Origin of the sequence: Micromonospora sp. DT47, from assembly GCF_049844475.1 — a bacterium.
Lineage (GTDB): Bacteria > Actinomycetota > Actinomycetes > Mycobacteriales > Micromonosporaceae > Micromonospora.
This window is the reverse complement of the sequence record NZ_JBNCLC010000002.1, coordinates 1-22,666: the sequence shown is the minus strand read 5'-3', so window position 1 is coordinate 22,666 and position 22,666 is coordinate 1. Positions and strand designations below refer to the sequence as shown.

Annotated in this window: 16 protein-coding genes, 1 tRNA gene and 1 pseudogene; 14 read left to right on the top strand and 4 right to left on the bottom strand. The window is 72.2% G+C overall.

Features of this window, described 5'->3' with window-relative positions; translation table 11 throughout:
- Positions 1-11: 11 nt before the first annotated feature.
- From ACLQ2U_RS02690 to ACLQ2U_RS02670, 5 genes are all read left to right on the top strand, one after another.
- A complete protein-coding gene (locus ACLQ2U_RS02690) occupies positions 12-1,421 on the top strand; it encodes a PQQ-binding-like beta-propeller repeat protein (protein ID WP_425749323.1) in 1,410 nt (469 codons plus the stop codon).
- Between the two features lie 67 nt (positions 1,422-1,488).
- Positions 1,489-3,156: a fumarate hydratase gene (locus tag ACLQ2U_RS02685; RefSeq protein ID WP_425748907.1), complete on the top strand. Its 1,668-nt coding sequence runs from the start codon at positions 1,489-1,491 to the stop codon at positions 3,154-3,156.
- Positions 3,157-3,415: 259 nt separating this feature from the next.
- Complete coding sequence (locus tag ACLQ2U_RS02680) at positions 3,416-6,397, top strand: BTAD domain-containing putative transcriptional regulator (protein ID WP_425749322.1); 2,982 nt, start codon at positions 3,416-3,418, stop codon at positions 6,395-6,397.
- A 44-nt stretch (positions 6,398-6,441) separates the two neighbouring features.
- Positions 6,442-7,842, top strand: a complete 1,401-nt coding sequence (locus ACLQ2U_RS02675; RefSeq protein WP_425748906.1) for a class II fumarate hydratase — start codon at positions 6,442-6,444, stop codon at positions 7,840-7,842.
- Between the two features lie 312 nt (positions 7,843-8,154).
- Entirely contained in the window at positions 8,155-8,736 is a 582-nt protein-coding gene (locus ACLQ2U_RS02670) for a GNAT family N-acetyltransferase (protein ID WP_425748905.1), read from the top strand.
- On the opposite strand, the gene ACLQ2U_RS02665 is transcribed toward ACLQ2U_RS02670, so the two are convergent.
- A complete protein-coding gene (locus ACLQ2U_RS02665; protein ID WP_425748904.1) occupies positions 8,696-9,241 on the bottom strand; it encodes a CGNR zinc finger domain-containing protein in 546 nt (181 codons plus the stop codon). The two genes, ACLQ2U_RS02670 and ACLQ2U_RS02665, sit on opposite strands and share 41 nt — an antisense overlap.
- 76 nt (positions 9,242-9,317) lie before the next feature.
- Here ACLQ2U_RS02665 and ACLQ2U_RS02660 point away from each other — a divergent pair, with 76 nt between their 5' ends.
- From ACLQ2U_RS02660 to ACLQ2U_RS02650, 3 genes and pseudogenes are all read left to right on the top strand, one after another.
- Positions 9,318-10,280, top strand: a complete 963-nt coding sequence (locus ACLQ2U_RS02660; RefSeq protein ID WP_425748903.1) for an EamA family transporter — start codon at positions 9,318-9,320, stop codon at positions 10,278-10,280.
- Between the two features lie 24 nt (positions 10,281-10,304).
- Positions 10,305-10,601: pseudogene (locus ACLQ2U_RS02655) on the top strand (HAD family hydrolase); the annotation flags it as partial.
- An 89-nt stretch (positions 10,602-10,690) separates the two neighbouring features.
- On the top strand, positions 10,691-12,376 hold the full coding sequence (locus ACLQ2U_RS02650; RefSeq protein WP_425748902.1) for a S8 family serine peptidase: 1,686 nt from the start codon (positions 10,691-10,693) through the stop codon (positions 12,374-12,376).
- A gap of 95 nt (positions 12,377-12,471) precedes the next feature.
- On the opposite strand, the gene ACLQ2U_RS02645 is transcribed toward ACLQ2U_RS02650, so the two are convergent.
- Positions 12,472-13,149, bottom strand: a complete 678-nt coding sequence (locus ACLQ2U_RS02645) for an IclR family transcriptional regulator (RefSeq protein ID WP_425748901.1) — start codon at positions 13,147-13,149, stop codon at positions 12,472-12,474.
- Positions 13,150-13,212: 63 nt separating this feature from the next.
- Between ACLQ2U_RS02645 and cysS the strand changes: the two genes are divergently transcribed.
- A complete protein-coding gene (cysS, locus tag ACLQ2U_RS02640; RefSeq protein WP_425748900.1) occupies positions 13,213-14,628 on the top strand; it encodes a cysteine--tRNA ligase in 1,416 nt (471 codons plus the stop codon).
- Positions 14,628-15,761 carry a 23S rRNA (guanosine(2251)-2'-O)-methyltransferase RlmB gene (gene rlmB, locus ACLQ2U_RS02635; RefSeq protein WP_425748899.1) on the top strand — a complete coding sequence of 378 codons (1,134 nt, stop codon included), beginning with the start codon at positions 14,628-14,630 and terminating at the stop codon, positions 15,759-15,761. Before cysS ends, rlmB begins: the two co-directional genes overlap by 1 nt.
- Positions 15,762-15,823: 62 nt before the next feature.
- On the opposite strand, the gene ACLQ2U_RS02630 is transcribed toward rlmB, so the two are convergent.
- The gene (locus ACLQ2U_RS02630) at positions 15,824-16,915 is read right to left on the bottom strand and encodes an ABC transporter ATP-binding protein (protein ID WP_425748898.1); all 1,092 of its coding nucleotides are present in this window, start codon (positions 16,913-16,915) and stop codon (positions 15,824-15,826) included.
- Between the two features lie 365 nt (positions 16,916-17,280).
- Between ACLQ2U_RS02630 and ACLQ2U_RS02625 the strand changes: the two genes are divergently transcribed.
- The 3 genes from ACLQ2U_RS02625 (at position 17,281) to ACLQ2U_RS02615 (ending at position 18,263) form a co-directional block, all read left to right on the top strand.
- Positions 17,281-17,357, top strand: a tRNA-Thr gene (locus ACLQ2U_RS02625).
- Positions 17,358-17,493: 136 nt separating this feature from the next.
- A complete protein-coding gene (locus ACLQ2U_RS02620) occupies positions 17,494-17,721 on the top strand; it encodes a hypothetical protein (RefSeq protein ID WP_425748897.1) in 228 nt (75 codons plus the stop codon).
- Positions 17,721-18,263: a kinase gene (locus ACLQ2U_RS02615; protein ID WP_425748896.1), complete on the top strand. Its 543-nt coding sequence runs from the start codon at positions 17,721-17,723 to the stop codon at positions 18,261-18,263. Before ACLQ2U_RS02620 ends, ACLQ2U_RS02615 begins: the two co-directional genes overlap by 1 nt.
- A gap of 177 nt (positions 18,264-18,440) precedes the next feature.
- Here the strand turns inward: ACLQ2U_RS02615 and ACLQ2U_RS02610 are convergent, their stop codons facing one another.
- Positions 18,441-20,666 (bottom strand): hypothetical protein, encoded by a 2,226-nt coding sequence (locus tag ACLQ2U_RS02610; protein ID WP_425748895.1) that lies wholly within the window; start codon positions 20,664-20,666, stop codon positions 18,441-18,443.
- Between the two features lie 392 nt (positions 20,667-21,058).
- Between ACLQ2U_RS02610 and ACLQ2U_RS02605 the strand changes: the two genes are divergently transcribed.
- Entirely contained in the window at positions 21,059-22,240 is a 1,182-nt protein-coding gene (locus ACLQ2U_RS02605) for a low temperature requirement protein A (protein ID WP_425748894.1), read from the top strand.
- The last annotated feature ends 426 nt before the right edge of the window (positions 22,241-22,666 follow it).

The following is a 22,666-nucleotide window of genomic DNA, read 5'->3' as shown; positions in this document are numbered from 1 at the left end:
TGAAGTGCTATGTGGCACTCGCGCTGGTCGCGGTGGTCGTCCTCGCCGCGACCGGGGTGTGGAACCCGTTTCCGGGCGTGTGGGAATGGGTCGACCGCAGCGAGCCGATCTCCGAGCCGGACGTGGTCTGGCAGCAGCGCGTCGGCGGCACCCCGAAGAGCGTGACCATCGCCGGGGACACCGTCATCGTCGAGCAGCGCACCCGGGTCGAGGCGCGCAGCCTGGCCACCGGGACGCAGCTGTGGGAGCGCAAGGCGGACTGGGCGGCGGTGTCCGGCGGCGACCGCGACCCGGTCGTCGCCGTGGGCAAGCTCCTGGTCAAGGGGTACGAGCTGCTCGACCCGACCACCGGGGTGGTCCGCCGGCGCGACGACGACGCGGTGGCCGTCTGGACGTACCGCAACCTGCTGCTCGACGCCCGGTGCTTCGAGCCCACCGACTGCACGCTGAGCGCCTGGGACCCGCGCGGCACCGCGCCACTGTGGACGGCCGCTCTGCCCGGTGTCAGCACCGGGCTCTTCGCCGACAACCCCCACCTGCTCGGCACCCGCCGGCTCGCCGCGCCCCGGATCGACGCCGACGCGGCCGGCCCGGAGCCGGTGCCCCCGCTGCTCGGCTTCCCGGTCGACGGCCGGGTGCACGTGGTGGACACCGCCACCGGGCGGGTGGTGCAGAACGTCGAGCCCGGCCGGGACGAGCGGCTCGCCGTGATCGGCGGCCGGATGCTGCGGATCACCGCCGTCTCCCGGGACGGCACCTGCCAGTTCGCCATCTCCGCCCGCGACCCGGCCACCGGCCAGGAGGTGTGGCGGCGGGCCGGGTTCAACCTGCGGACCGCGGACAACGCCGGCTGCCCCCAGCGGGAGGACCCGCAGGGTGCCCGGAACGTGCTGATCGGGGTGGGGCCGGACGGCCGGGAGGCCGTCCTCGACGGGTACGACGGCCGGCTCCTGCTGGTCGACGCCGAGGGCGAGAAGCTGCTCGCCGTCGACGACCGGTACGCGCTGGTCCGCAGCGCCGACAAGAGCACCATCGTCGGCCGGGAGCTGGGCGGCGGACGGGTGCGCTGGACGCGTCCCGCCGGCGGGAAGGCCGGCGCCGCGCTCACCCCGTACGCGGCGGTGATCGCCGAGGACAAGCCGAACCGGCTGATCGCGCTCGACCCGCGCACCGGGCGGGAGCTGGTGGTGCTGCGGACCAGCGCCAACGCGCTGGCGGTCGGCCCGCACGGCATGATCATCGGCGAGGGGCGGGAGATCGGGTACGTCCGCTGGGGCGCTGGCGCCGCCGTCCCGCCCGCCCCGCCTGAGGACGGCGGCGGCCTGCCCGGACCCGGGGCGACCGGTGGTGTTCCCGGCGTCGAAGACAGCTGCGGACCCAAGCGGGAACTCTGCTACCAGGGGGACGACGGGGACGAATGAGAGCGGCGTCCCACGACGCACCCGGCGGGTGCCACCGATCGACCGGCCTGCCCTAGGCTTTCCGCTCATGAGCAGTGCCGCCGCGTTCTCGTACGCCCCCTTGCTGCCGACCGGTCCCGACCAGACCGAATACCGCCTGGTCACCGACGAGGGCGTCGACGTCGTCAACGGCCCGGGGGGCCGCCGGTTCCTGACCGTGGAGCCAGCCGCGCTGACCGCGCTGACCGCCGAGGCGATGCACGACATCGCCCACTACCTCCGTCCCGCGCACCTGGCCCAGCTGCGGTCGATCATCGACGACCCGATGGCCTCCCCGAACGACCGGTTCGTCGCGCTGGACCTGCTGCGCAACGCCAACATCGCCGCCGGCGGGGTGCTGCCGATGTGCCAGGACACCGGCACCGCGATCGTGATGGGCAAGCGCGGCCGGCACGTGCTGACCGACGGCAGCGACGCCGAGGCGATCTCCCGGGGGGTCTACCAGGCGTACACGAAGCTGAACCTGCGCTACTCGCAGCTCGCCCCGCTGACCATGTGGGACGAGCGGAACACCGGCAGCAACCTGCCGGCGCAGGTGGAGCTCTACGCGGAGGACCCGGATGGGCACCCGGACGCGTACAAGTTCCTCTTCATGGCCAAGGGCGGCGGTTCGGCGAACAAGTCGTACCTCTACCAGGAGACCAAGGCGCTGCTGAACCCGACGCGGATGATGCAGTTCCTGGAGGAGAAGCTCCGGCTGATCGGCACCGCCGCCTGCCCGCCCTACCACCTGGCCATCGTCATCGGCGGCACCTCCGCCGAGTACGCCCTGAAGACCGCCAAGTACGCCTCCGCCAAGTACCTGGACGCGCTGCCCACCTCCGGCTCGATGACCGCGCACGGCTTCCGGGACCTGGAGCTGGAGGCGGAGGTGCTGGAGCTGACCCGCAACTTCGGCATCGGCGCGCAGTTCGGCGGGCGGTACTTCTGCCACGACGTGCGGGTGGTTCGGCTGCCCCGGCACGGCGCCTCCTGCCCGGTGGCGATCGCCGTCTCCTGCTCGGCCGACCGGCAGGCGGTCGCCAAGATCACCCCGTCGGGCGTCTGGCTGGAGCGCCTCGAGACCGACCCGGCGCGCTTCCTGCCCGACGTCACCGACGAGACTCTGGACGCGTCCGAGGTGGTCCGAGTCGACCTCAACCGGCCGATGGACGAGATCCGCGCCGAGCTGTCGAAGTACCCGGTGCAGACCCGGCTGTCGCTGACCGGCCCGCTGGTCGTGGCCCGGGACATCGCACACGCCAAGATCGCCGAGCGGCTGGACGCCGGCGAGCCGATGCCGCAGTACCTGCGCGACCACGCCGTCTACTACGCCGGCCCGGCCAAGACCCCCGAGGGCTACGCCTCCGGCTCGTTCGGCCCGACCACCGCCGGCCGGATGGACGCCTACGTGGAGAAGTTCCAGGCCGCCGGCGGTTCCCAGGTGATGTTGGCGAAGGGCAACCGGTCCGCCCAGGTCACCCGCTCCTGCCAGCAGCACGGCGGCTTCTACCTCGGGTCGATCGGCGGCCCGGCCGCCCGGCTCGCCCAGGACTGCATCAAGCACGTCGAGGTGCTCGAATACGCCGAGCTGGGCATGGAGGCGGTCTGGAAGATCCAGGTGGAGGACTTCCCGGCCTTCATCGTGGTCGACGACAAGGGCAACGACTTCTTCGCCGAGGTCACCAAGCCGGTACTGACCGTCGGGCGGCGCTGACCGGAGCGTACGTGGAAAGGGGCGCCGGGCTTCCGCCCGGCGCCCCTTCGTCATCTGGTGCTCGCCGACATCGGTGCGCCCGACCAGGTGTTCGCCGGCCGGGCGCACCGCCCCCGTCGGATGTCGTCACCGACAACCGGGACGAGTCTGTGCTCCGCTGCTGTCGTTCCGCTATCGGATCGCTATCGCCTCGACCGGGCGAGCCGTGACGGCCGGGCTACGCTGCTGGACAATGCAATGGCGGCGTGCGGGGGCGCAGATGCGGTTCGGGATCCTGGGACCCTTGCGGGTCGGCGGCGGCGAAGCCACCGTCACCGCAGGTCGGGACCGGGTCGTGCTCGCCATGCTGTTGCTGCGCGCCGGTCGGGTCGTCCCGGTCGAGGACCTCGTCGACGCGGTCTGGGAGGAACGTCCGCCCGCCACCGCCCGGGCCCAGCTGCAGAGCTGCGTGTCGCGGTTGCGACAGCGCCTGGCCGCGCTCGGCCTGCCCGCGGACGTCATCGTCACCGACCCGGTCGGGTACGGCGTCCGGATCGACCCGACCGACCTGGACGCCGAGGTCTTCGCCCGGCGGGTCGAGGCCGCCCGGGCGGCGGGTGCCGCGGGGCAGCCGGCCGAGGCGCGCCGGCACTACCGCGACGCGCTCGCGCTCTGGCGCGGGCCGGCGCTCGGCGGCATCCCGAGCCGGAGCGTGCGCCGGCGGGCCCAGGCCCTCGACGAGCAGCGGCTCGCCGCGCTGGAGGAGTGCGTCGACGTCGAGCTGCGGCTGCGGCAGGCCGCCGACCTGCTCGACGAGCTGACCGAGGCGGTCGATCGCCATCCGCTCCGCGAGCGGCTGCGTGGCCAGTTGATGCTCGCCCTCTCCGCGGTCGGCCGGCAGGCCGACGCCCTCGCCGTCTATCGAGAGGGCCGGCGGATCTACGCGGACGAACTCGGCATTGAGCCCGGCGCGGCGTTGCAGGAGCTGCACCAGCGGGTGCTCGCCGGCGACCTGGCGATGAGCGGGCCGGAGAACCGGACGGCAACCCTGGTCCGTTCGTTGCCCCGGGCGATCAGCGACTTCACCGGCCGACAGCAGACGATGGCGCGGCTGGTCAAGGAGATCGAGGAGGACGCCGCCCGGATCCAGCTGATCGACGGGATGGCCGGCAGCGGGAAGACCACCCTCGCGGTGCACGTGGCGACCGCCCTGGCGGACCGCTATCCGGACGCGCACCTCTTCATCGACCTGCACGGGCACAGCGAACGGACCCCGTTGGCGCCCGCGGCGGCGGTGGCCACGCTGCTGCGCCAGCTCGGCGTTCCGGCGGAGCGGGTCCCGCTGGACCTGGACGACCGGATCGCCCTCTGGCGCAGCGAGCTGGCCGGCCGCCGGGCCCTGGTGGTGCTGGACAACGCCGCCAGCGCCGACCAGGTGGCGCCGCTGCTGCCCACCGGCCCGGACTGCCTGGTCCTGATCACCAGCCGCCGCCGGCTGATCGGCCTGGACGAGGGCCGGCCGTCCTCGCTGCCGCTCCTCGACGAGGATGAGGCGGTCGAGCTGCTCGGCCGCGTGGCCGGCGAGGAGCGGATCGACGCCGAACCCGAGGCGGCCGCCGAGGTGGTGCGCCGCTGCGGGTACCTGCCGCTGGCGATCCGGCTGGCCGGCGCCCGGCTGGCGCACCGGCCCCGCTGGCGGGTCGCGGACCTGGCCGACCGGCTGGGTGCCGGGCCGGGCCCGCTCGCCGAGCTGGCCGCCGGGCAGCGCTCGGTGGGGCAGGCCTTCACCCTGTCGTACGCCCAGGTGTCGTCGGCGGCGCAGCGGGTGTTCCGGCTGCTCGGGCTGCACCCTGGCGTACGGTTCGACAACCGGGTCGCCGCCGCCCTCGCCGAGCTGCCCCTGCCGGAGACGCAGGACGTGCTGGACGAGCTGGTCGACGCGCACCTGGCGGAGGAGGCGGAGCCGGGCCGGTACCGGCTGCACGACCTGATCCGGGAGTACGCCCGCACGCTGCTCACCGAGCCGGGGCGCGCCGACGAGCGGCGGGCCGCGCTGGAACGGCTGCTCGACCACCATCTGCACGTGGCCGCGAAGCTGGCCAGTCAGATCGAGTCGGGCGGCCGGTACCAGCCGCTGAAGTTGCCCCCGCCGGCCCGCCCCGAGCTCGTGGCAGCCGGCGTGGCGCAGGGGACCGGCTGGTACGACGAGAACCGGGGGGTGCTCACCGCCCTGGTCAGCCTGGCGGAGGCGGAGGGGTTCCCCCGACACTGCTGGCAGTTGGCCCGTGCGGTGTGGCGGTCCCACTTCAACGGCGGGCACCTGGACGAGCTGATCGAGACGCACACCGTCGGCCTGCGGGCCGCCGAGCGGTCCGGCGACGAGGCGGCCGTGGCGACGATGCTCAACTACCTCTCCTCCGCGTACCTCCGGTTGGCCCGTTTCCACGAGGCGATCCGGCTGATGGAGGTGGCGCTCGACCTGCGTCGCCGCCTCGGCCTGCGGCACGAGGAGCGGGTCACCCTGTGGAACCTCGGCGTCTCCTACTCCGCCAACGGGAACCATCGTCGGGGGATGGAGTGCCTGGAGTCCGCCCGCACGCTGACGCTGGACGCCGCCGACCAGGCCGTGCTCGTGAACGTCTACAACAACATGTCCTACGTGCTGCTGTGCTGGGGGCGGTACGAGGAGGCGCTGCGCGTCGGCCGCCTGCACCTGATGCTCACGCGGCAGGTCGACGACCGCCGACAGTTGGCCAACGCGATGGGGCATGTCGGGATGGTCCGGCACCGGATGGGTGACCTGGCCCCGGCCCGGCGGCTGCTGCGCACCGCGCTGCACCTGAAGCGACGGATGGGCAACCGGTTCGGCGAGGGTGAGGTGCTCAACGAGATCGGCGTGATGGAGCGGAACGCCGGGCGGCCGGTGCAGGCCGCCGCGCTGCACCGGGAGGCGCTGGTCGCGATCAGCGAGGCGGGGGACCAGATCGGGCAGTGCGCCTCCCGCAACCTGCTGGCCCGGGCGATCCTCGATCAGGGCGACGTGTCCAGCGCGCTGGACCTGCACCGCCGGGTGCTCGCCGACGCCACCCGGCTGGGCGCCCGCTACGAGCAGGCCCGGGCGCTGGACGGCATCGCCCGCTGCCTGCGGGACACCGACCCGGCCGCCGCCCGCTCGCACTGGACCCGGGCCCTGGCGCTGTTCCGCCAGGTCGAGTCGCCGGACCAGCACGAGGTGGAACGGCTGCTGGCCGAGCTGGACTGAGCGATCATCTGCGAGTCGGCGGCGGGCGCGGCAGGATAGAACGCGTGACGACTCCTGAGGCAGCCGGCTACCGGATCGAACGCGACTCGATGGGTGAGGTGGAGGTGCCCGCCGAGGCGCTGTGGCGGGCGCAGACCCAGCGCGCGGTGCAGAACTTCCCGATCTCCGGGCGTGGCATCGAACCGGCCCAGATCAAGGCCCTGGCCCAGATCAAGGGTGCCGCGGCGCAGGTCAACGGCGAGCTGGGCGTGATCGGTGCGGACGTGGCCGAGGCCATCGCCACCGCCGCCGCGCACGTGGCCGACGGCGGGTACGACGACCAGTTCCCGATCGACGTTTTCCAGACCGGATCGGGCACCTCGTCCAACATGAACACCAACGAGGTGATCGCCACCCTGGCCGGCCGGGAACTGGGCCGCGACGTGCACCCGAACGACGACGTCAACGCCTCGCAGTCCAGCAACGACGTCTTCCCGTCCTCGATCCACCTGGCCGCCACCCAGTTCGTGGCGGAGGATCTGATCCCCTCGCTCCGGCACCTGGCCGGGGCGCTGGAGGAGAAGGCGGCCGAGTTCGAGACCGTGGTCAAGGCCGGGCGTACCCACCTGATGGACGCCACGCCGGTCACCCTGGGCCAGGAGTTCGGCGGGTACGCCGCCCAGGTCCGCTACGGCGTCGAGCGGTTGGAGGGCGCGCTGCCCCGGTTGGCCGAGCTGCCGCTGGGCGGCACCGCGGTGGGCACCGGCATCAACACCCCGTTCGGCTTCGCGGCGAAGGTGATCGAGAAGCTGCGCGGCTCGACCGGGCTGCCGCTGACCGAGGCGCGCAACCACTTCGAGGCGCAGGGTGCCCGGGACGCCCTGGTCGAGACCTCCGGCCAGTTGCGCACCATCGCGGTCGGGCTCTACAAGATCGCCAACGACATCCGATGGATGGGCTCCGGACCCCGGGCCGGCCTGCGCGAGCTGCGCATCCCTGACCTCCAGCCCGGTTCGTCGATCATGCCGGGCAAGGTGAACCCGGTGGTCGCCGAGGCGATGCGCCAGGTCTGCGCGCAGGTGATCGGCAACGACGCGACCGTCGCCTTCGCCGGCTCGCAGGGCGACTTCGAGCTGAACGTGATGCTCCCGGTGATGGGCCGCAACCTGCTGGAATCGATCCGGCTGCTGGCCGCGTCGAGCCGGCTCTTCGCCGACCGCCTGGTGGTCGGCCTGGTCGCGGACGCGGAGGTCTGCCTGGCGTACGCGGAGGGCTCGCCGTCGATCGTCACCCCGCTCAACCGCCACCTCGGGTACGACGAGGCCGCGTCGATCGCCAAGGAGGCGCTGGCGAAGCAGACCTCGATCCGCGAGGTGGTGATCGCCCGGGGCCACGTGGACTCCGGCAAGCTCAGCGAGACCCAGCTGGACGAGGCCCTCGACCTCCTCCGCATGACCCACCCCTGACCGACACGGCGCTCACCGCCACTCGATCCACGGAGTCGATCATTCGTCCGACGCGGGCCAGTCTTCCCGGCCGGGCCGGAAGCGTTTGCGTCCACTGCCGGAGCGGTGTTGCGCTCGCGACCGTCCCGACCGGCGAGGCGGTGGAGTCGATCATCGGGGCGCTGGCGCGGTCGAGCTGGGGCAGCAGCAGCCCACCGCGAAGTACCTGGAACTGCTCGTCCTGTTCTGGGTACGGGTGACGCGCTGGCTGATGACCGGCCGCGCCGGATAACCGGTCGACCGGTGCGTGGCCCCCCGGGCATGCTCCCCGCCATGACCGGAGACGACGGCGACGTGCTGCTGGAGACCGCGCGGCTGCGGCTGCGCCGCTTCACCATGGCCGACGTGGACCACCTGGTCGAGCTCGACGGTGACCCCGAGGTGATGCGCTTCCTGACCAACGGCCGCCCCACGCCGCTGGCGACGGTCCGGGACGAGCTGCTGCCCCGGCTGCTCGGCTGGTACGACCGGCATCCCGGCCTCGGCCGCTGGGCCGCGCTCGACCGGGCCGCCGGCGACTTCCTCGGCTGGTTCGCGCTCGACCCGTCCGGCGACGGCACGGAGGCGGAGCTGGGCTACCGGCTGCGCCGGTCGGTCTGGGGGCGGGGCCTGGCCACCGAGGGCTCCCGCGCGCTGGTCCGGCACGCCTTCGACACGGTGGGCGTCCGGCGGGTCTGGGCCGAGACGATGGCGGTCAACAACGGTTCCCGCCGGGTGATGGAGAAGGCCGGGCTGCGCCACGTACGGACCTTCCACGTGGACTGGGACGACCCGATTCCCGGGACCGAGCACGGCGAGGTCGAGTACGAGCTGCTCAGGAGCGACCGGCCGCCTTCCGCGCCCGGTACGCGCTGACCGCGGCCCGGTTGCCGCAGCCCGCCTCGCAGAACCGGCGGGACCGGTTCTTCGACAGGTCGACCAGCACGTTGTCGCAGTCCGGGTGCTCGCAGGTCCGCAGCCGGCCCAGCTCGCCGCCGCGGACCAGGTCGGCGACCGCCATCGCCGCCTCGACGGCCATCCGGGTGGCCAGCGGCGCGTCGCGGGGCACCGCGTGCAGGTGGTACGGCTCGCCGTCGTGCCGGATCAGCTGGGGCAGCGCCCGGGACTCGCGCAGCAGCTCGTTGACGACGGCGACCACCTCGTCGGTGTCGGCGTGCCAGATGCGGCGCAGCCGGGGCCGCAGCTCGCGTACGGACCGCAGCTCGGCCTCGGTGTGCTCGTGCCGGCCGGTCCAGCCGTGGGTGGCGAAGAACTCGTCGAGGGCGGTCACGTCGGGCAGCCCCTCGCCGTCCCGGCCGTCGGTGTTGACCAGGGCGGCGGTGGCGATCAGTCCGCACTCGGTGTCATGGGCAAAGAGCAACTTGACTCCTGTCATCGACGACCACTAGCGTCACGGGCATAAGGGTACTTTGCTCATGACGTGTTGGAGGAGCCCCATGCCGCACCGACCCACCGCCGGCGCCGGTCTGGGGTTGGCCCTGCTGTCGGCCGTCACCTTCGCCACCTCGGGCACCTTCGCCCGCTCGCTGATCGAGGCCGACTGGTCGGCCGAGGCCGTGGTGGTCGCCCGGGTCGGGATCGCCGCCCTGGTGCTGGCGGTGCCGGCGGTGCTCGCCCTGCGCGGCAAGCGTGAGGTGCTGCGCCGCACCCTCGGCCCGGTCGGCGTCTTCGGTCTGCTCGGCGTCGCCACCGCGCAGGCCTGCTTCTTCAACGCCGTCCGCTACCTGCCGGTCGGTGTGGCGCTGCTGCTGGAATACCTCGGCATCATCCTGGTGGTCGCCTGGATGTGGCTGGTGCACGGGCAGCGCCCCCGCCGGCTCACCGTGGTCGGCTCGGTGGCGGCGCTGGCCGGGCTGGCCTTCGTGCTCGACCTGACCGGGGCCGGCCGCCTCGACCCGGTGGGCGTGCTCTGGGGGCTCGGCGCGGCGGTCGGGCTGGCCGGCTACTTCGTGCTCGCCGCTCGGGTCGACGCCGACCTGCCGTCGGTCACCATGGCCAGCTTCGGCATGGCGGTGGGCGCCGCGGTCCTCGTCCTGCTCGGGCTGGTCGGGGTGCTGCCGCTGCGGGCCAGCTTCGGCGCGGTCGACTTCGCCGGCCAGCGCACCAGCTGGCTGGTCCCGATCGCCGGGCTGTCGCTGGTCGCCGCGGTGGTCGCGTACCTGGCCGGGATCGCCGCGACCAGGATCCTCGGCGCGCGGCTGTCGTCCTTCGTCGGGCTGACCGAGGTGATGTTCGCGGTGCTGATCGCCTGGCTGGTCCTCCGCGAGCTGCCCAGCGTGGTGCAGCTGCTCGGCGGCGCGCTGATCGTCGCCGGGGTGGCGCTGGTCCGCCTCGACGAGCTGCGCGACGTGCGCGCTGAGCGCTCTGACGCGCGGGCGGACGAGCCGGTCCTGACGTAGAGCCTGGCCGGTGTGCTGAGCGCGCTGGCCGGCGAGGTCACCTTCGAGCTGTACGCGCACGACGACGGCCTGCCGAAGAAGCCCGACCCCGCGTTCTACGCGGCCGTGGTCCAGGCCGCCGGCGTGCCGGCCGGGCGGATCGGGTACGTCGGGGACTCCCTCGTCCACGACGTGGTCGGGCCACAGCGCGCCGGCCTGCGGGGGATCTGGCTCAACCGGCTCGGCCTGCCACGACCGGCCGGGGTACGCCCCGACGCCGAGGTGTCCACGGTGGCGGCGCTTCCAGAGGCGCTGCGGCAGATGCAGCCGACGAATGCCTGATACAAGTTCAATTCGGACGGACGCCTGGCGGAATTGATGTCGGTGCTATGTGATGGCTGCCACGTCCCTCAACGAGAGGATCTGATGTGGTGAGCAAGCGCTTCACCGCCGGAGCCGTCGCGACCGCGGCGACTCTGGCACTCACGGTGACCGGCATGGTGGCCCCGGCCAACGCCGAGCCGACCAGCAGCCGGACGTTTACCGTGGTGGCGGAGGACGGCGTGTCGGCGGACGCGGCCATCGCCGCCATCCGGGCGGCGGGCGGCACCGTCGTCTCCCGTACCGATGAGGTCGGTCTGTTCCAGGTCACCAGCGACCGCGCCGACTTCGCCCGGCAGGCCACCGCCGCCGGTGCGCTGCTCGGCGCCGCCGAGCAGAAGGCCATCGGCCGCAAGCCGAAGCTCGACCGCGTCGAGCAGGAGCACCTGCTGGCCGCGGCCGGGAGCAAGGGCGTGGCCAACGGGCGCAGCAAGAAGATGGACCCGCTGGACGACAAGCTCTGGGGCTTGGAGATGATCCGGGCCGACCAGGCCCGCAAGATCGAGCCGGGTGACCGTCGGGTGACCGTCGGCGTCCTGGACACCGGTGTCGACGCCAGCAACCCCGACCTTGCGCCCAACTTCAACTGGGCGCTGTCGCGCAACTTCGCCCCGGACATGGTCGACGTCGACGGCGAGTGCGAGGTGGCGAGCTGCCTCGACCCGGTCGGCACCGACGACGGCGGTCACGGCACCCACGTCGCGGGCACCATCGGCGCCGCGGCCAACGGCTTCGGCCTCTCCGGCGTCGCCCCCAAGGTCTCGCTGGTCGAGCTCAAGGGCGGCCAGGACTCGGGGTACTTCTTCCTCAACCCGGTGGTCAACTCCCTCGTGCACGCGGGCAACGCCGGCCTGGACGTGGTCAACATGTCCTTCTACGTCGACCCGTGGCTCTACAACTGCACCGCCAACCCGGCCGACTCGCCGGAGGCCCAGGCGGAGCAGCGGGCGATCATCACCGCCATGAAGCGGGCGCTCACCTTCGCCCACCACAAGGGCGTCACCCTGGTCGGCGCGCTCGGCAACAACCACGAGGACCTGGGCGCTCCCCGAACCGACGTCTCCAGCCCGGACTACGGCTCGGACCCGTACCCGCGGCCGATCGACAACGACAGCTGCTGGGACCTGCCGGCCGAGGGGCCGCACGTGATCGGCGTGTCGGCGGTCGGCCCGTCCGGCAAGAAGGCCGACTTCTCCAACTACGGCACTGAGCAGATCTCGGTCGCCGCGCCGGGTGGCTGGTTCCGCGACGGCTACGGCACCGACACCTACCGCACCGACGCCAACATGATCCTCTCCACGTACCCGAAGAAGGTGCTCCAGGAGGAGGGCTTGGTCGACGAGGACGGCAACATCGTCGCCGGGTTCGAGGAGTCGGTCTTCAAGCAGTGCACCGCCGCCGGTGAGTGCGGGTACTACACCTACCTGCAGGGGACCTCGATGGCGTCGCCGCACGCCGCCGGTGTCACCGCCCTGATCGTCAGCAGGTTCGGCAAGAAGGACGGCCGGGGTGGCTTCGGCCTGGCGCCGGACCTGGTGGAGCAGCACCTCTACCGGACCGCCGCCGAGCACGCCTGCCCGGAGCCGCGCCTGCAGACCTACACCAACGAGGGCCGCTCGGCCGAGTTCGACGCGTACTGCGCCGGCTCGCTGAACTTCAACGGCTTCTACGGGTACGGCATCGTCGACGCGTACGCCGCGGTGAAGAGCCCGCTCAAGCCGCACGTCCAGCCGTAACGCATTTCCTGCGAAGGGCCCGGGTGACCACGGTCGCCCGGGCCCTTCCGGCTCTTGCGCCGCTTCCGCCCCGCCGGGCGGCGGCGTGGCCGTGGTCAGGACAGGGCGGCGGCGATCGACTCAGCGGCGGCCGCCACCTGGGCGCCCACCGTGTCGACGTCCAGCGGGGCCAGCGCCACCACCCCGACGCTCGCCTCCAGCCCCGCCACCCCCAACACGGGCGCGGCCACCCCGTACGCCCCGGACTGCAGCTCCCCGGCGGTGCTCACCGGGCCGGCGGCGCCCGCCCGGCCGGCGAGGATGGCCCGCCCGGCGGCCCCCAGCTCCAACGGGTGCCGGGCCCCCGTCCGGTACGCCACGTGGAACGACGTCCAGCTCGGCTCGACCACGGCCAGGGCCACCCCCTCCCCGCCCTCGACCACGGTGAGGTGCGCGGTGGCGCCGGCCTGCTCGGCGAGCCGGCGCAGCGCGGGCAGCGCCCCCTCGGCCAGCAGCGGTTGGGCCCGCCGGGCCAGGTGCAGCACGCCGGCGCCGAGGCGCAGCCGGCCATCGCCGTCGCGGCGCAGCATCCCGTGCCCGGTCAGCGCGCCGACCAGCCGGTAGACGGCGGCCCGCCCGATGCCCAGCCGGTTCGCCGCCTCGGTGACGGTCAGGCCGGCTGGCGCGTCGGCGACCAGGTGCAGCAGCCGCAGGCCCCGGTCCAGGGTCTGCGCCGTCTCCCCCGGCCGGGCCGCCACCTCGCCGGGCTCCCCGGGCCGCGCCGTCGTGTCCACAGCACGCAGCGTACGGCCCGGCTCCGGCCGACCCCGGAATGCATGGACGGCTACCCTTGTACGGTGACGCTACGCCTGTATGACACCGCCACCCGATCGGTGCGGGACTTCGTCCCGCGGGAAGCCGGCAAGGTGGGGGTCTACCTGTGTGGTCTCACCCTGCAGGCCCCGCCGCACATCGGCCACCTTCGCTCGGGCGTCAACTACGACGTGCTGCGCCGCTGGCTGCTGACCGCCGGCTACGAGGTCATGTTCATCCGCAACCTGACCGACATCGACGACAAGATCCTGGTCAAGGCGATGGAGCAGGGCCGGCCGTTCTGGTCGATCGCGTACACCAACGAGCTGGTCCTGGCCGCCTCGTACCGGTCGCTGAACGTGCTGCCGCCGACGTACGAGCCGCGGGCCACCGGGCACATCCCGGAGATGCACGAGCTGATCGCCAAGCTGATCGCCGACGGGCACGCCTACCCGGCCACCGACGGCTCCGGCGACGTCTACTTCGACGTGGCCTCCTGGCCGGCGTACGGGTCGCTCTCCGGCCAGTCGCCGGACGACATGCAGTCCGCCGGGGACGCCCCCGAGCGGGGCAAGCGTGACCCGCGGGACTTCGCGCTCTGGAAGGGCGCCAAACCGGACGAGCCGGCCGATGCCTACTGGCCGTCCCCCTGGGGTCGGGGCCGCCCCGGCTGGCATATCGAGTGCTCGGCGATGTGCTGGCGTTACCTGGGCGCCGAGTTCGACATTCACGGCGGTGGGCTGGACCTGACCTTCCCGCACCACGAGAACGAGCTCGCCCAGTCCCAGGCCGCCGGGCTGCCGTTCGCCCGCTACTGGGTGCACCACGGGCTGCTCAGCATCGGCGGCGCCAAGATGGGCAAGTCGCTGGGGAACGCCCTCGACCTGACGTACGTGGACTCGCTCGGGGTGCGCCCGGTCGAGCTGCGCTACTACTACGTGGCCGCCCACTACCGGTCCCGGATCGACTACTCCGAGGACTCGCTGCGCGAGGCGGCGGTTGCCTACCGGCGGATCGAGGGCTTCGTGCAGCGCGCCGCCGAGCGGGTCGGCGCCGGCGAGCTCGGCGTACTGCCGGCCGGCTTCGCTGCGGCGATGGACGACGACCTGAACACCTCGGCCGCGCTCGCCGTCCTTCACGACCTCCTGCGGGACGGCAACAACGCGCTGACCAACGGCGATGATGTGACCGTCCGCACGGTGCTGGCCGCCGTCCGGAGCATGCTGGATATCCTCGGAGTCGACCCCCTGGATCCGGCCTGGACCGGCGGTGACCGCGCGGAGGACCTGCGTGGCGTGGTGGACTACCTGATCGCGCTGGCCCTGGAGCAGCGCGCGCAGGCCCGGGGCCGCAAGGACTGGGCCGCCGCGGACGCCGTACGCGACCAGCTCAAGCAGGCTGGCGTGGTGGTCGAGGACACCCCCCAGGGCCCCCGTTGGACTATTGGAGAGCAGGACTGATGGCCGGCAACTCGCAGCGCCGTGGCCGGCGACTGGCACCGAAGCAGGGCGCCCCGAAGGGCTCCGGCGGCAAGAACAAGGACTCCCTCGCGGGTCGGGGTCGTACCCTCCCCGCCGATGAGCGGCCCTGGCACAAGGCGTACTCGGGCACCGAGAAGCTGCCCCAGCGCACCGCCTGGAAGCAGGACAAGGAGCGCCGCGCGGCGGCCGAGGAGGGGCGCGCCCCCAAGATCGGCCAGCCCGGTGCGAAGGACACCACCTGGGGCAGGGGCGGCGGCCGGGGCGTACCGGCCAACCGGGGCGGCGCGGGCGGTCGGGGCGGCAAGCCCACCGGCCGCACCGGGGGCCCCCGGGTCGCGCCGGGGCGCAAGTCCAACCCGTCCAAGGACACCCCAGAGCTGCTGGTCGGGCGCAACCCGGTGCTGGAGTCGCTGCGCGCCCAGGTCCCGGCGACGGCGCTCTACACCGCGCAGGGCCTCGACATGGACGACCGGGTCAACGAGATCGTGCGGACCGCCGCGGACCGGGGCATCGCCATCCTGGAGATCAGCCGGGCCGAGCTGGACCGGATGACCGGCGGGGTGCTGCACCAGGGCGTCGGCCTCCAGGTGCCGCCGTTCGCCTACGAGCCCTTTGACGACCTGGTCGCCGCCGCGCTGGAGCAGACCGCCCCGCTGCTGGTCGCGCTGGACGGGGTCACCGACCCGCGCAACCTCGGCGCGGTGATCCGCTCCGCCGCCGCGTTCGGCGCGCAGGGTGTGTTCGTACCCGAGCGGCGGGCCGCCGGGATCACCGCGACCGCCTGGCGGACCAGCGCCGGCGCGGCCGCGCGGGTCCCGGTCGCCCAGGTCACCAACCTGACCCGGTCGCTCAAGGCCTGCCAGGACGCCGGCTTCATGGTGGTCGGCCTGGACGCCGACGGCGAGACCGACCTGTACGACCTGGAGGCCGCCGTCGGCCCGCTGGTCGTGGTGGTCGGCTCCGAGGGGCGCGGGATGTCCCGCCTGGTCGGGGAGACCTGCGACCTGACCGTCAGCATCCCGATGGTCTCCGACGTGGAATCGCTCAACGCCAGCGTCGCCGCCGCGGTCACCCTGGCCGAGGTGGCCCGGCGCCGGGCCACCGAGGCGTAGCCAACCGGCAGACACGGAAAAGGGGCGGTCCGCCGATGCGGACCGCCCCTTTCGTACGTACGTCAGATCCGGTTGCCGGTGGCGGCGTTGAAGACGTGGCTGTTGCCGGCGCGCGGCTTGACGAACACGGTGTCGCCCATGTTCGGCATGGTGCGCCGGTCGGTACGGACCACGAAGCGCTCGTCGTGGCCCTCCAGCGCGGCGTGCCCGTAGACGTTGGCGTCCGAGCCGAGGTCCTCGACCAGCTCGACCACGACCGGCATGCCGCCCTCGGTCGGGCTGACCAGGTCGCAGTCCTCCGGACGGAAGCCGACGGTCACCTTGCCGTCGCCGCCCTCGCCGCGGGCCGCTTCGACCTGCTCGCGGGTCAGCGGGATGTGCATCTCGGCGAAGGCCGCGCCCTGCTCGTTCAGCGGCACGGTCTTGATGTTCATGGCGGGGGAGCCCATGAAGCCGGCGACGAAGACGTTGGCCGGGGTGTCGTAGAGCGCACGCGGGGTGTCCACCTGCTGGAGGACGCCGTCGAGCATGACCGCCACCCGGTGGCCCATGGTCATCGCCTCGACCTGGTCGTGCGTGACGTAGACCGTGGTGATGCCGAGCTTCGCCTGCAGCGACGCGATCTGGGTACGGGTCTGCACCCGGAGCTTGGCGTCGAGGTTCGACAGCGGCTCGTCCATGAGGAAGACCTGCGGCTCGCGGACGATCGCCCGGCCCATCGCGACGCGCTGGCGCTGACCGCCGGAGAGCGCCTTCGGCTTGCGGTTGAGGTATTCCTCGAGCTGGAGCAGCGCGGCCGCTTCCTTCACCCGCCGGTCGATCTCGGCCTTGGAGGTCTTGCGCAGCTTGAGCGCGAACGCCATGTTCTCGTACACCGACATGTGCGGGTAGAGGGCGTAGTTCTGGAAGACCATCGCGATGTCGCGGGCCTTCGGCGGCAGGTGGGTGACGTCCCGGTCGTCGATGTAGATCGCGCCGTCGTCGACGTCCTCCAGGCCGGCGAGCATGCGCAGGCTGGTGGACTTACCGCAACCGGACGGGCCGACCAGGACGAGGAACTCGCCGTCGCCGATCTGGAGGTCGAGCTGGTTCACCGCGGGGCGCTCGGTGCCCGGGTAGATCCGGGACGCCTTCGCGTACGTGACCGTAGCCATGTGGGTGCGCTTCCTTTCACCGGCAGGAACGTGCCGGACGATCCGAGTGAAGGAGCCACCGGCACCGCGTCGGTGCCGGCCGCGGGCGACGCACCGGGGGGCGGCCGGAGCCGGTCGGGTGTCGTCCGTGCCACTGCACGGTAAACGGCTTTTCCACCCCTGCCAAGACGAGAGGCGACGGACGGGACGGGCAGCATGCGCATAGCGGTCAGGCGGGCACTCCCGGGCATCAACTACCACGGTGCCCGGCCGCCCCAGGACGGATCCGTCGGCGAACCGGTCGGGAAATTGACGTTTTCCATGCTCGGGACCGCTGCCGAGCGGGAAATCCGGACGACGGTCGCTATGCTGACGTCGGCACACGCGCCCCTGTAGCTCAGCTGGCCAGAGCACTCGCCTTGTAAGCGAGATGTCGCCGGTTCGATCCCGGCCGGGGGCTCCAATTCCACCAGGCATTTCGCGTCGGACGCTGTTGTCAGCCGACCGGTTGACAGCAACGCTGACAGCAACCGGGGTCACGAGAGTGGCTGGACAGGACCAGGGCGCGGTTCGCCGACATGGGCGCTTCCGTAAGCGTCGTGTGGGTCTACTGCGACCCGGACACCATGAACCTGTACCTACGAAGGCGGGGAGCGGCCCGAGATGCTGCGAAGCTGGCTGACTGGGCCGGCTACCTCGACTGCATCGACACCGAATTCCGTCCGTTGGTCGAGCACACAGTCATCAACAACTGCGCGTCGGCCAGGCCGCTACAAGACCAGGCCGAAGCGCTCGTGAAGTCGCTGATAGGGCTGGAACTCGACTGATGCGGGGCGTGATCCTCTACGGACCGCCTGCATCCGGCAAGGACACGGTGACCGCAGCCTTACACCGGCTCGACAACCGATACCAGCAGTTCCGACGTCTGAAAGCCGGGCCTGGTCGCACGTCTGGTTACAGGATGACCACCGATGGCGAACTGGCGTCGCTTCGTGCGTCAGGCGGGGTGGTGTGGGAGAACCGCCGGTATGGATCGGTGTACGTCGTCGACGGCCCCGGGCTTCGTCAACAGCTTCACGAAGCCATCCCCGTGGTGCATCTCGGCCAGGCCGACGCCATCGACGCCATACGTCGAGCATTCCCTGACGTGGAATGGACCGTCGTCGCGCTCACCTGCCCCCGAGCCGTGGCGGAGCGGCGGATTGTCGAGCGGCAGACCGGCGACGCTGCGGAACGGCTCACGGCATGGGACGAGACAGAACCTTTCGCTGGGGCTGACCTCGCGATCGACACTTCCAGGACTCTTCCCGGTGCGGCGGCAGAGCTGATCGACCGGGCAGCGCAATCCAACAACACCGGCGCCGAGTAAGAAGGAGGCGCTGGCGAACATGCCAAGCGTGATGCGGCGCGACCAAGGCATCTGCCAGGCGCGACTCGCCAATGCCCATGCCGCCCTCGGCGACAGGGCCAGCGCGTGTCGCGGACTGGCTAGCGGATGACCGCCCCCACCTGCTGACGTTGGCCATGGCCCCCCTTCGCAGAACACCTACGGGTCCACGGCGTCTAGCCGCGCCACCTGTTCGCGCACGGCAGCGTCGAACCGGTCGTCCGCCTGGTACCGCGAGTGCCCCTCGATCGGGGGAGGGACGGTGTCGGATGGCTCCAGGGTCACGTCGCGCGGGTCCCGCAGACGCCGGTCGACGCCTCCGGGTGGGCCGTTGACGGCCGGTTGTTCGCCGAGACGGTGGGGGGAGAAGATCCAGCCGCCGATGGGATCGGTGTCGCGCCACAGGTTCAGCCAACGCCATCCCACCCGATCTCCCACCTCGCGCAGCGTGTCATCGCTGACGTAGGCCGGGAAGAGCCGGGCGTAGATGGGGTGCAGCGGAGATCCGTAGGTCAGCAGGGCGACCCGGCGTAGCGTCTCCGGCGGCAGTTGCAGGATGGTGGCGGCCAGTAGCGCCGAGCCGTGGCTGTGCCCGGACAGCAGGACCGTCCCCTGCTCGGCGAGGTAGCGGGTCCGTCGCACCAGGTCCGGAACCACGCGTTCGGCGTAGCTGGGCGGCGCGAACGGGTGGGCGGCGCGGGGCCAGAAGGTGGCCAGGTCCCACAGCACGCCGACGAGCCGCATGGCCGGGGATCGGTAGGCGAGCAGGCCGGCAACTGCGAGGCCGACGACGAACAACCCGACGAGGTACGCGCCGAGGTCAGTGGCGAAGTCCACCACCGCCCTCGCCCGCTCTCCGGCCAGCCGGGCGGCGAGTTGCCCCGGTGCGATGCCGGCCAGCGCGAAGCCGGCCGAGCCGAGGCTGAGCACTGCGACCAACGGATAGGCGGCGCGCATCGGCCTCAGGCCCTCGGTGACCCGTCCCTTCGCGACCGCGTCGCGGACGTCCCGTAGGCGGGGCTTCGCCTGCGCAGGGGCATCCGGAAAGTCGCGCGCGACGACCTCTGCCGCCGCCCGGCGCCGGCGGGGCAGCGTCCGCCGACTCCAGCACAGCTCCGCGAGGATGGCCAACAGCACCGCGGCGCCGAAGCCCAGCACCAACCACCGGTACGAGACCGGCGGCTGGAGCTGCGGGGCGTAGGCCGGCAGCGGCCGGACCGGGCTGGGGAGGGAGCCGCGGTCCAGGAAGTCGGCAACGCGGTAGACCAGTCCGGCGGTGAACGCCAACGCCAGGCCGATCGCGACGGCGATCACCGCCGGGGCGTCCAGGTCGCCGAGCAACGACCGGGCGTCCGGCCGACCCTGGCGCTGCCACAGCACGACCGCCCCGAGCGCGATCAGCAGGGCGGCCTGCCCGAGGAAGATCCACGCGACCACGGACTCGTACCCGGGCAGGGGCCCGGTCACCGGAAGTTCGGCGGGCCGGGTCGCCGCGTACCCGAGGCACAGGGCGGTCAGCCCACCGGCTACGGCGCGAACCGCACGGGCGGTTGTCTCCATTCGTGCGCCTTGGCTGCCCCGATCGGTGGTTTCCGGCAGGCAGAGCAGCACAATGCACGCCACCAGCAGAGTCAGCGCAGCCGCGAGGAGGGCGTGGCCCGTCACCGCGACGTCGAGGGGCGCGAGGGCCGTGAGCAGGCTCGCGTCCACCGTTGCGAGCGCGACCGCGATATGGATCGATCGTAGACGGACGAGGAGCGGCTTGCCGGCCCAGTAGCCGGGCGCGTCGAGCTGGTTGCCCTCGGGGCGTACGGCCGCCGGAGTGAATGGTCCGGACGCCTGCCAGGAGCGCGAGCTGAGCCACCAGGCGAGGCCGATCACGGCGATCGGCGCGAGGGCGAGGAGCGCGAGACGCTGTCCCGGCGGTACGCCGCCGAGCCAGGACAGGTATGGGCGGCCTTCCAGGCATCGGGGATACGACGCGCACTGCCAGGCGACGAGATCGAGCGAGACGCCGACGAACGCGAGGGCAACCATCGCGGTGATGGTGGCCGCGAGCAGGCGGCAGAGGGCCTTCGCGGCTACGCCGGACCGGGACGGGGGCGCGTTCGGCAGCATCCAGATCGCGAGGTTGCTGAGCATGAACGGCAGCAGCAGCACCAACGACAATGTCCGCACTGCTGTGCCGGCCGTCAGATTGCTCCAGTGGTACGCCTCCAGCGTCACGCCCCCCGGCCCGGTGGTGGCCCCGTACTCGGGGCGGGGCCGGTAGAAGCCGGCGTTCGCATCGCCGGCGACGCGGAAGACGAGGGGTCGGTCGAGCATTGCATCGGCGTCGTCGCCGGACACGCCGTGCACCCGCAACTCCGTCACCCTGACCGACATCCGCCGCCCCGCCGGTGCCTAGCGACGGCATGCCTGATAGCGCCATCACCCGCACCCGGCGACCAGCGGAGAGCCCGTCCAGGTCGAACCACAGCCGCAGTCCGTCTCCCGGAATCCCCAGCCACCGGTTTCGGACGCCGAGCGGAACGATCGCTCCCGTGCACGTGACCCTTCCTCCCCCTGCTGTCTGCGGCGCAAACGGACGTGACAGCCCGCAGCCGGAGCTCCGCCACCGTGCCCGGTTGCGCGACCACCCCGTCCGACCTGAAGCCGGCGCGGTATACCCCGCTACAGGAGGTGCTATGCCAGGTGGCGCGCTGTCGGCACTGACAGCCGCCAGGCCGTGGTACGACTGCTTCAACGCTGGCCGAGCCGACAGAACAGGCGAGTCGATGACCAGGAACAGGTCGACCGGGCTGCTGCGAAGCCCCGGGGATCCGCAGCGGCCGGCCTTCCTGGAACTCTTCTTCGACCTGGCGTTCGTCTTCGCCCTCACGCAGCTTTCGCACGGGCTGATCGAGGACCTCAGCTGGAGCGGCGCCTTCCAGACCCTGGTATTGCTGCTGGCCGTGTGGTCGGTCTGGTCGCTGACCGCGACGATCACCGACCGGCTGAACCCGCAGCGGTCGGCGGTGCAGCTCCTGGTCATCGCCACCATGGTCGGTAGCCTGGTGATGGCGGTCGCGGTGCCAGACGCGTTCGGCGACACCGGCCTGATCTTCGCGGGCGCCTACGTCGCCATCCAGGTCGGCCGCGGCGTCACCCTCCTGGTCATCCTGCGGGACCACGAGCTGCGCCTCGCCGCCGTGCGGGTGCTGTTCTGGTCCATCGTGTCCGCGCCGCCGTGGATCATAGGGGCGGTTGCCGAGGACGCGGCGCGTGGAGCGCTGTGGGCGCTCGCGGTGGCCGTGGACTACACGGCGGGCCGACTGCGCTATCCCACGCCGGGACTCGGCCGCTCACCAACGTGGCAGGGGACGGTCGCAGGTGAGCACCTCGCCGAGCGCTACCGGCAGGTATTCATCATCGCGCTCGGCGAGGACATCCTAGTGACAGGGCTGGCGCTCAGCAGCCGCGGCTTCGCCGCCGACCGCACCATGGCGTTCCTCCTGTCGATCGCCACCACCGTGCTGATGTGGCGGATCTACCTCCATCGAGCCGGACAGTCCCTGGCTGAGGCCATCGCAGCAGCTCCCGCCCCGGAACGCCTCGCCCGGTCGGCGCTCATGGCTCACCTGCTGATGGTGGCCGGCATCGTCGTCACCGCCGTCGGTGACGAACTCCTCGTCACCCATCCCTTCGGGCACACGGAACCATCCTCCATCGCCGTCATCCTCGGCGGGCCAGCGCTGTTCGTGCTCGGACGTGCCACCTTCGAGTACGCGGTCTACGGCCACGTGTCCCGGGACCGGCCGATCGGGCTGCTCGTGCTGGCAGCCATAGCGCCGGCGACGCTCCTCGGGCCGCCGTTGCTGGCCGCCCTCGCCGCTACGGCAGTCCTGGCCGGGATCGCGGTCACCGACGCGGCCCGCGACTGGGAGCGTGAACCAGCGCCGCCGCGGCGGTCAGCCTGAACGACGATGCTGACCCCGCCAACGCCCAGACCGCTGGTGGCCGCGACTAGTCAATGGCGCTCCGGCTCCAGGATGGACGAAGATCGTCGGCGGGTGCCGGGTTCGTGGGTGGCTGCGGTAAGCCATCCCGCCTGCCATCGACCCGGGCAAGCCGAGCAGACCACCGCCCGGCGCGCCAGCGTCCGAACGTCTGTCAAGGCCCGCTTGACGTGGCGCACCGGGCGGCGGCCCGCTCCCCAGTTGGGCGGGTCGATGGCAGACAGTGAGGATGGTGGGGTGGGTCGCCGGGCTGGTCTGACTCACCGGCAGACCGACGATTGCTGTCCTCATCCCGATTCGTCGGCCAGCTCGGTGGCCTCGCGAGCTGCATGTCACCGGTCAGGCGTCGTGACCTGATAGGAGCCTGTGCGAGAGGCGCCCACCACT

What these genes read in the sequence shown, in the direction of transcription:
- ACLQ2U_RS02610 (WP_425748895.1), bottom strand. Translation starts at nt 20,666, where the DNA reads ATGTCGGTCAGGGTGACGGAGTTGCGGGTGCACGGCGTGTCCGGCGAC.
- rlmB (WP_425748899.1), top strand. Translation starts at nt 14,628, where the DNA reads ATGGCCGGCAACTCGCAGCGCCGTGGCCGGCGACTGGCACCGAAGCAG.
- ACLQ2U_RS02630 (WP_425748898.1), bottom strand. Translation starts at nt 16,915, where the DNA reads ATGGCTACGGTCACGTACGCGAAGGCGTCCCGGATCTACCCGGGCACC.
- ACLQ2U_RS02670 (WP_425748905.1), top strand. Translation starts at nt 8,155, where the DNA reads ATGACCGGAGACGACGGCGACGTGCTGCTGGAGACCGCGCGGCTGCGG.
- ACLQ2U_RS02615 (WP_425748896.1), top strand. Translation starts at nt 17,721, where the DNA reads ATGCGGGGCGTGATCCTCTACGGACCGCCTGCATCCGGCAAGGACACG.
- ACLQ2U_RS02605 (WP_425748894.1), top strand. Translation starts at nt 21,059, where the DNA reads ATGACCAGGAACAGGTCGACCGGGCTGCTGCGAAGCCCCGGGGATCCG.
- ACLQ2U_RS02685 (WP_425748907.1), top strand. Translation starts at nt 1,489, where the DNA reads ATGAGCAGTGCCGCCGCGTTCTCGTACGCCCCCTTGCTGCCGACCGGT.
- ACLQ2U_RS02660 (WP_425748903.1), top strand. Translation starts at nt 9,318, where the DNA reads ATGCCGCACCGACCCACCGCCGGCGCCGGTCTGGGGTTGGCCCTGCTG.
- ACLQ2U_RS02680 (WP_425749322.1), top strand. Translation starts at nt 3,416, where the DNA reads ATGCGGTTCGGGATCCTGGGACCCTTGCGGGTCGGCGGCGGCGAAGCC.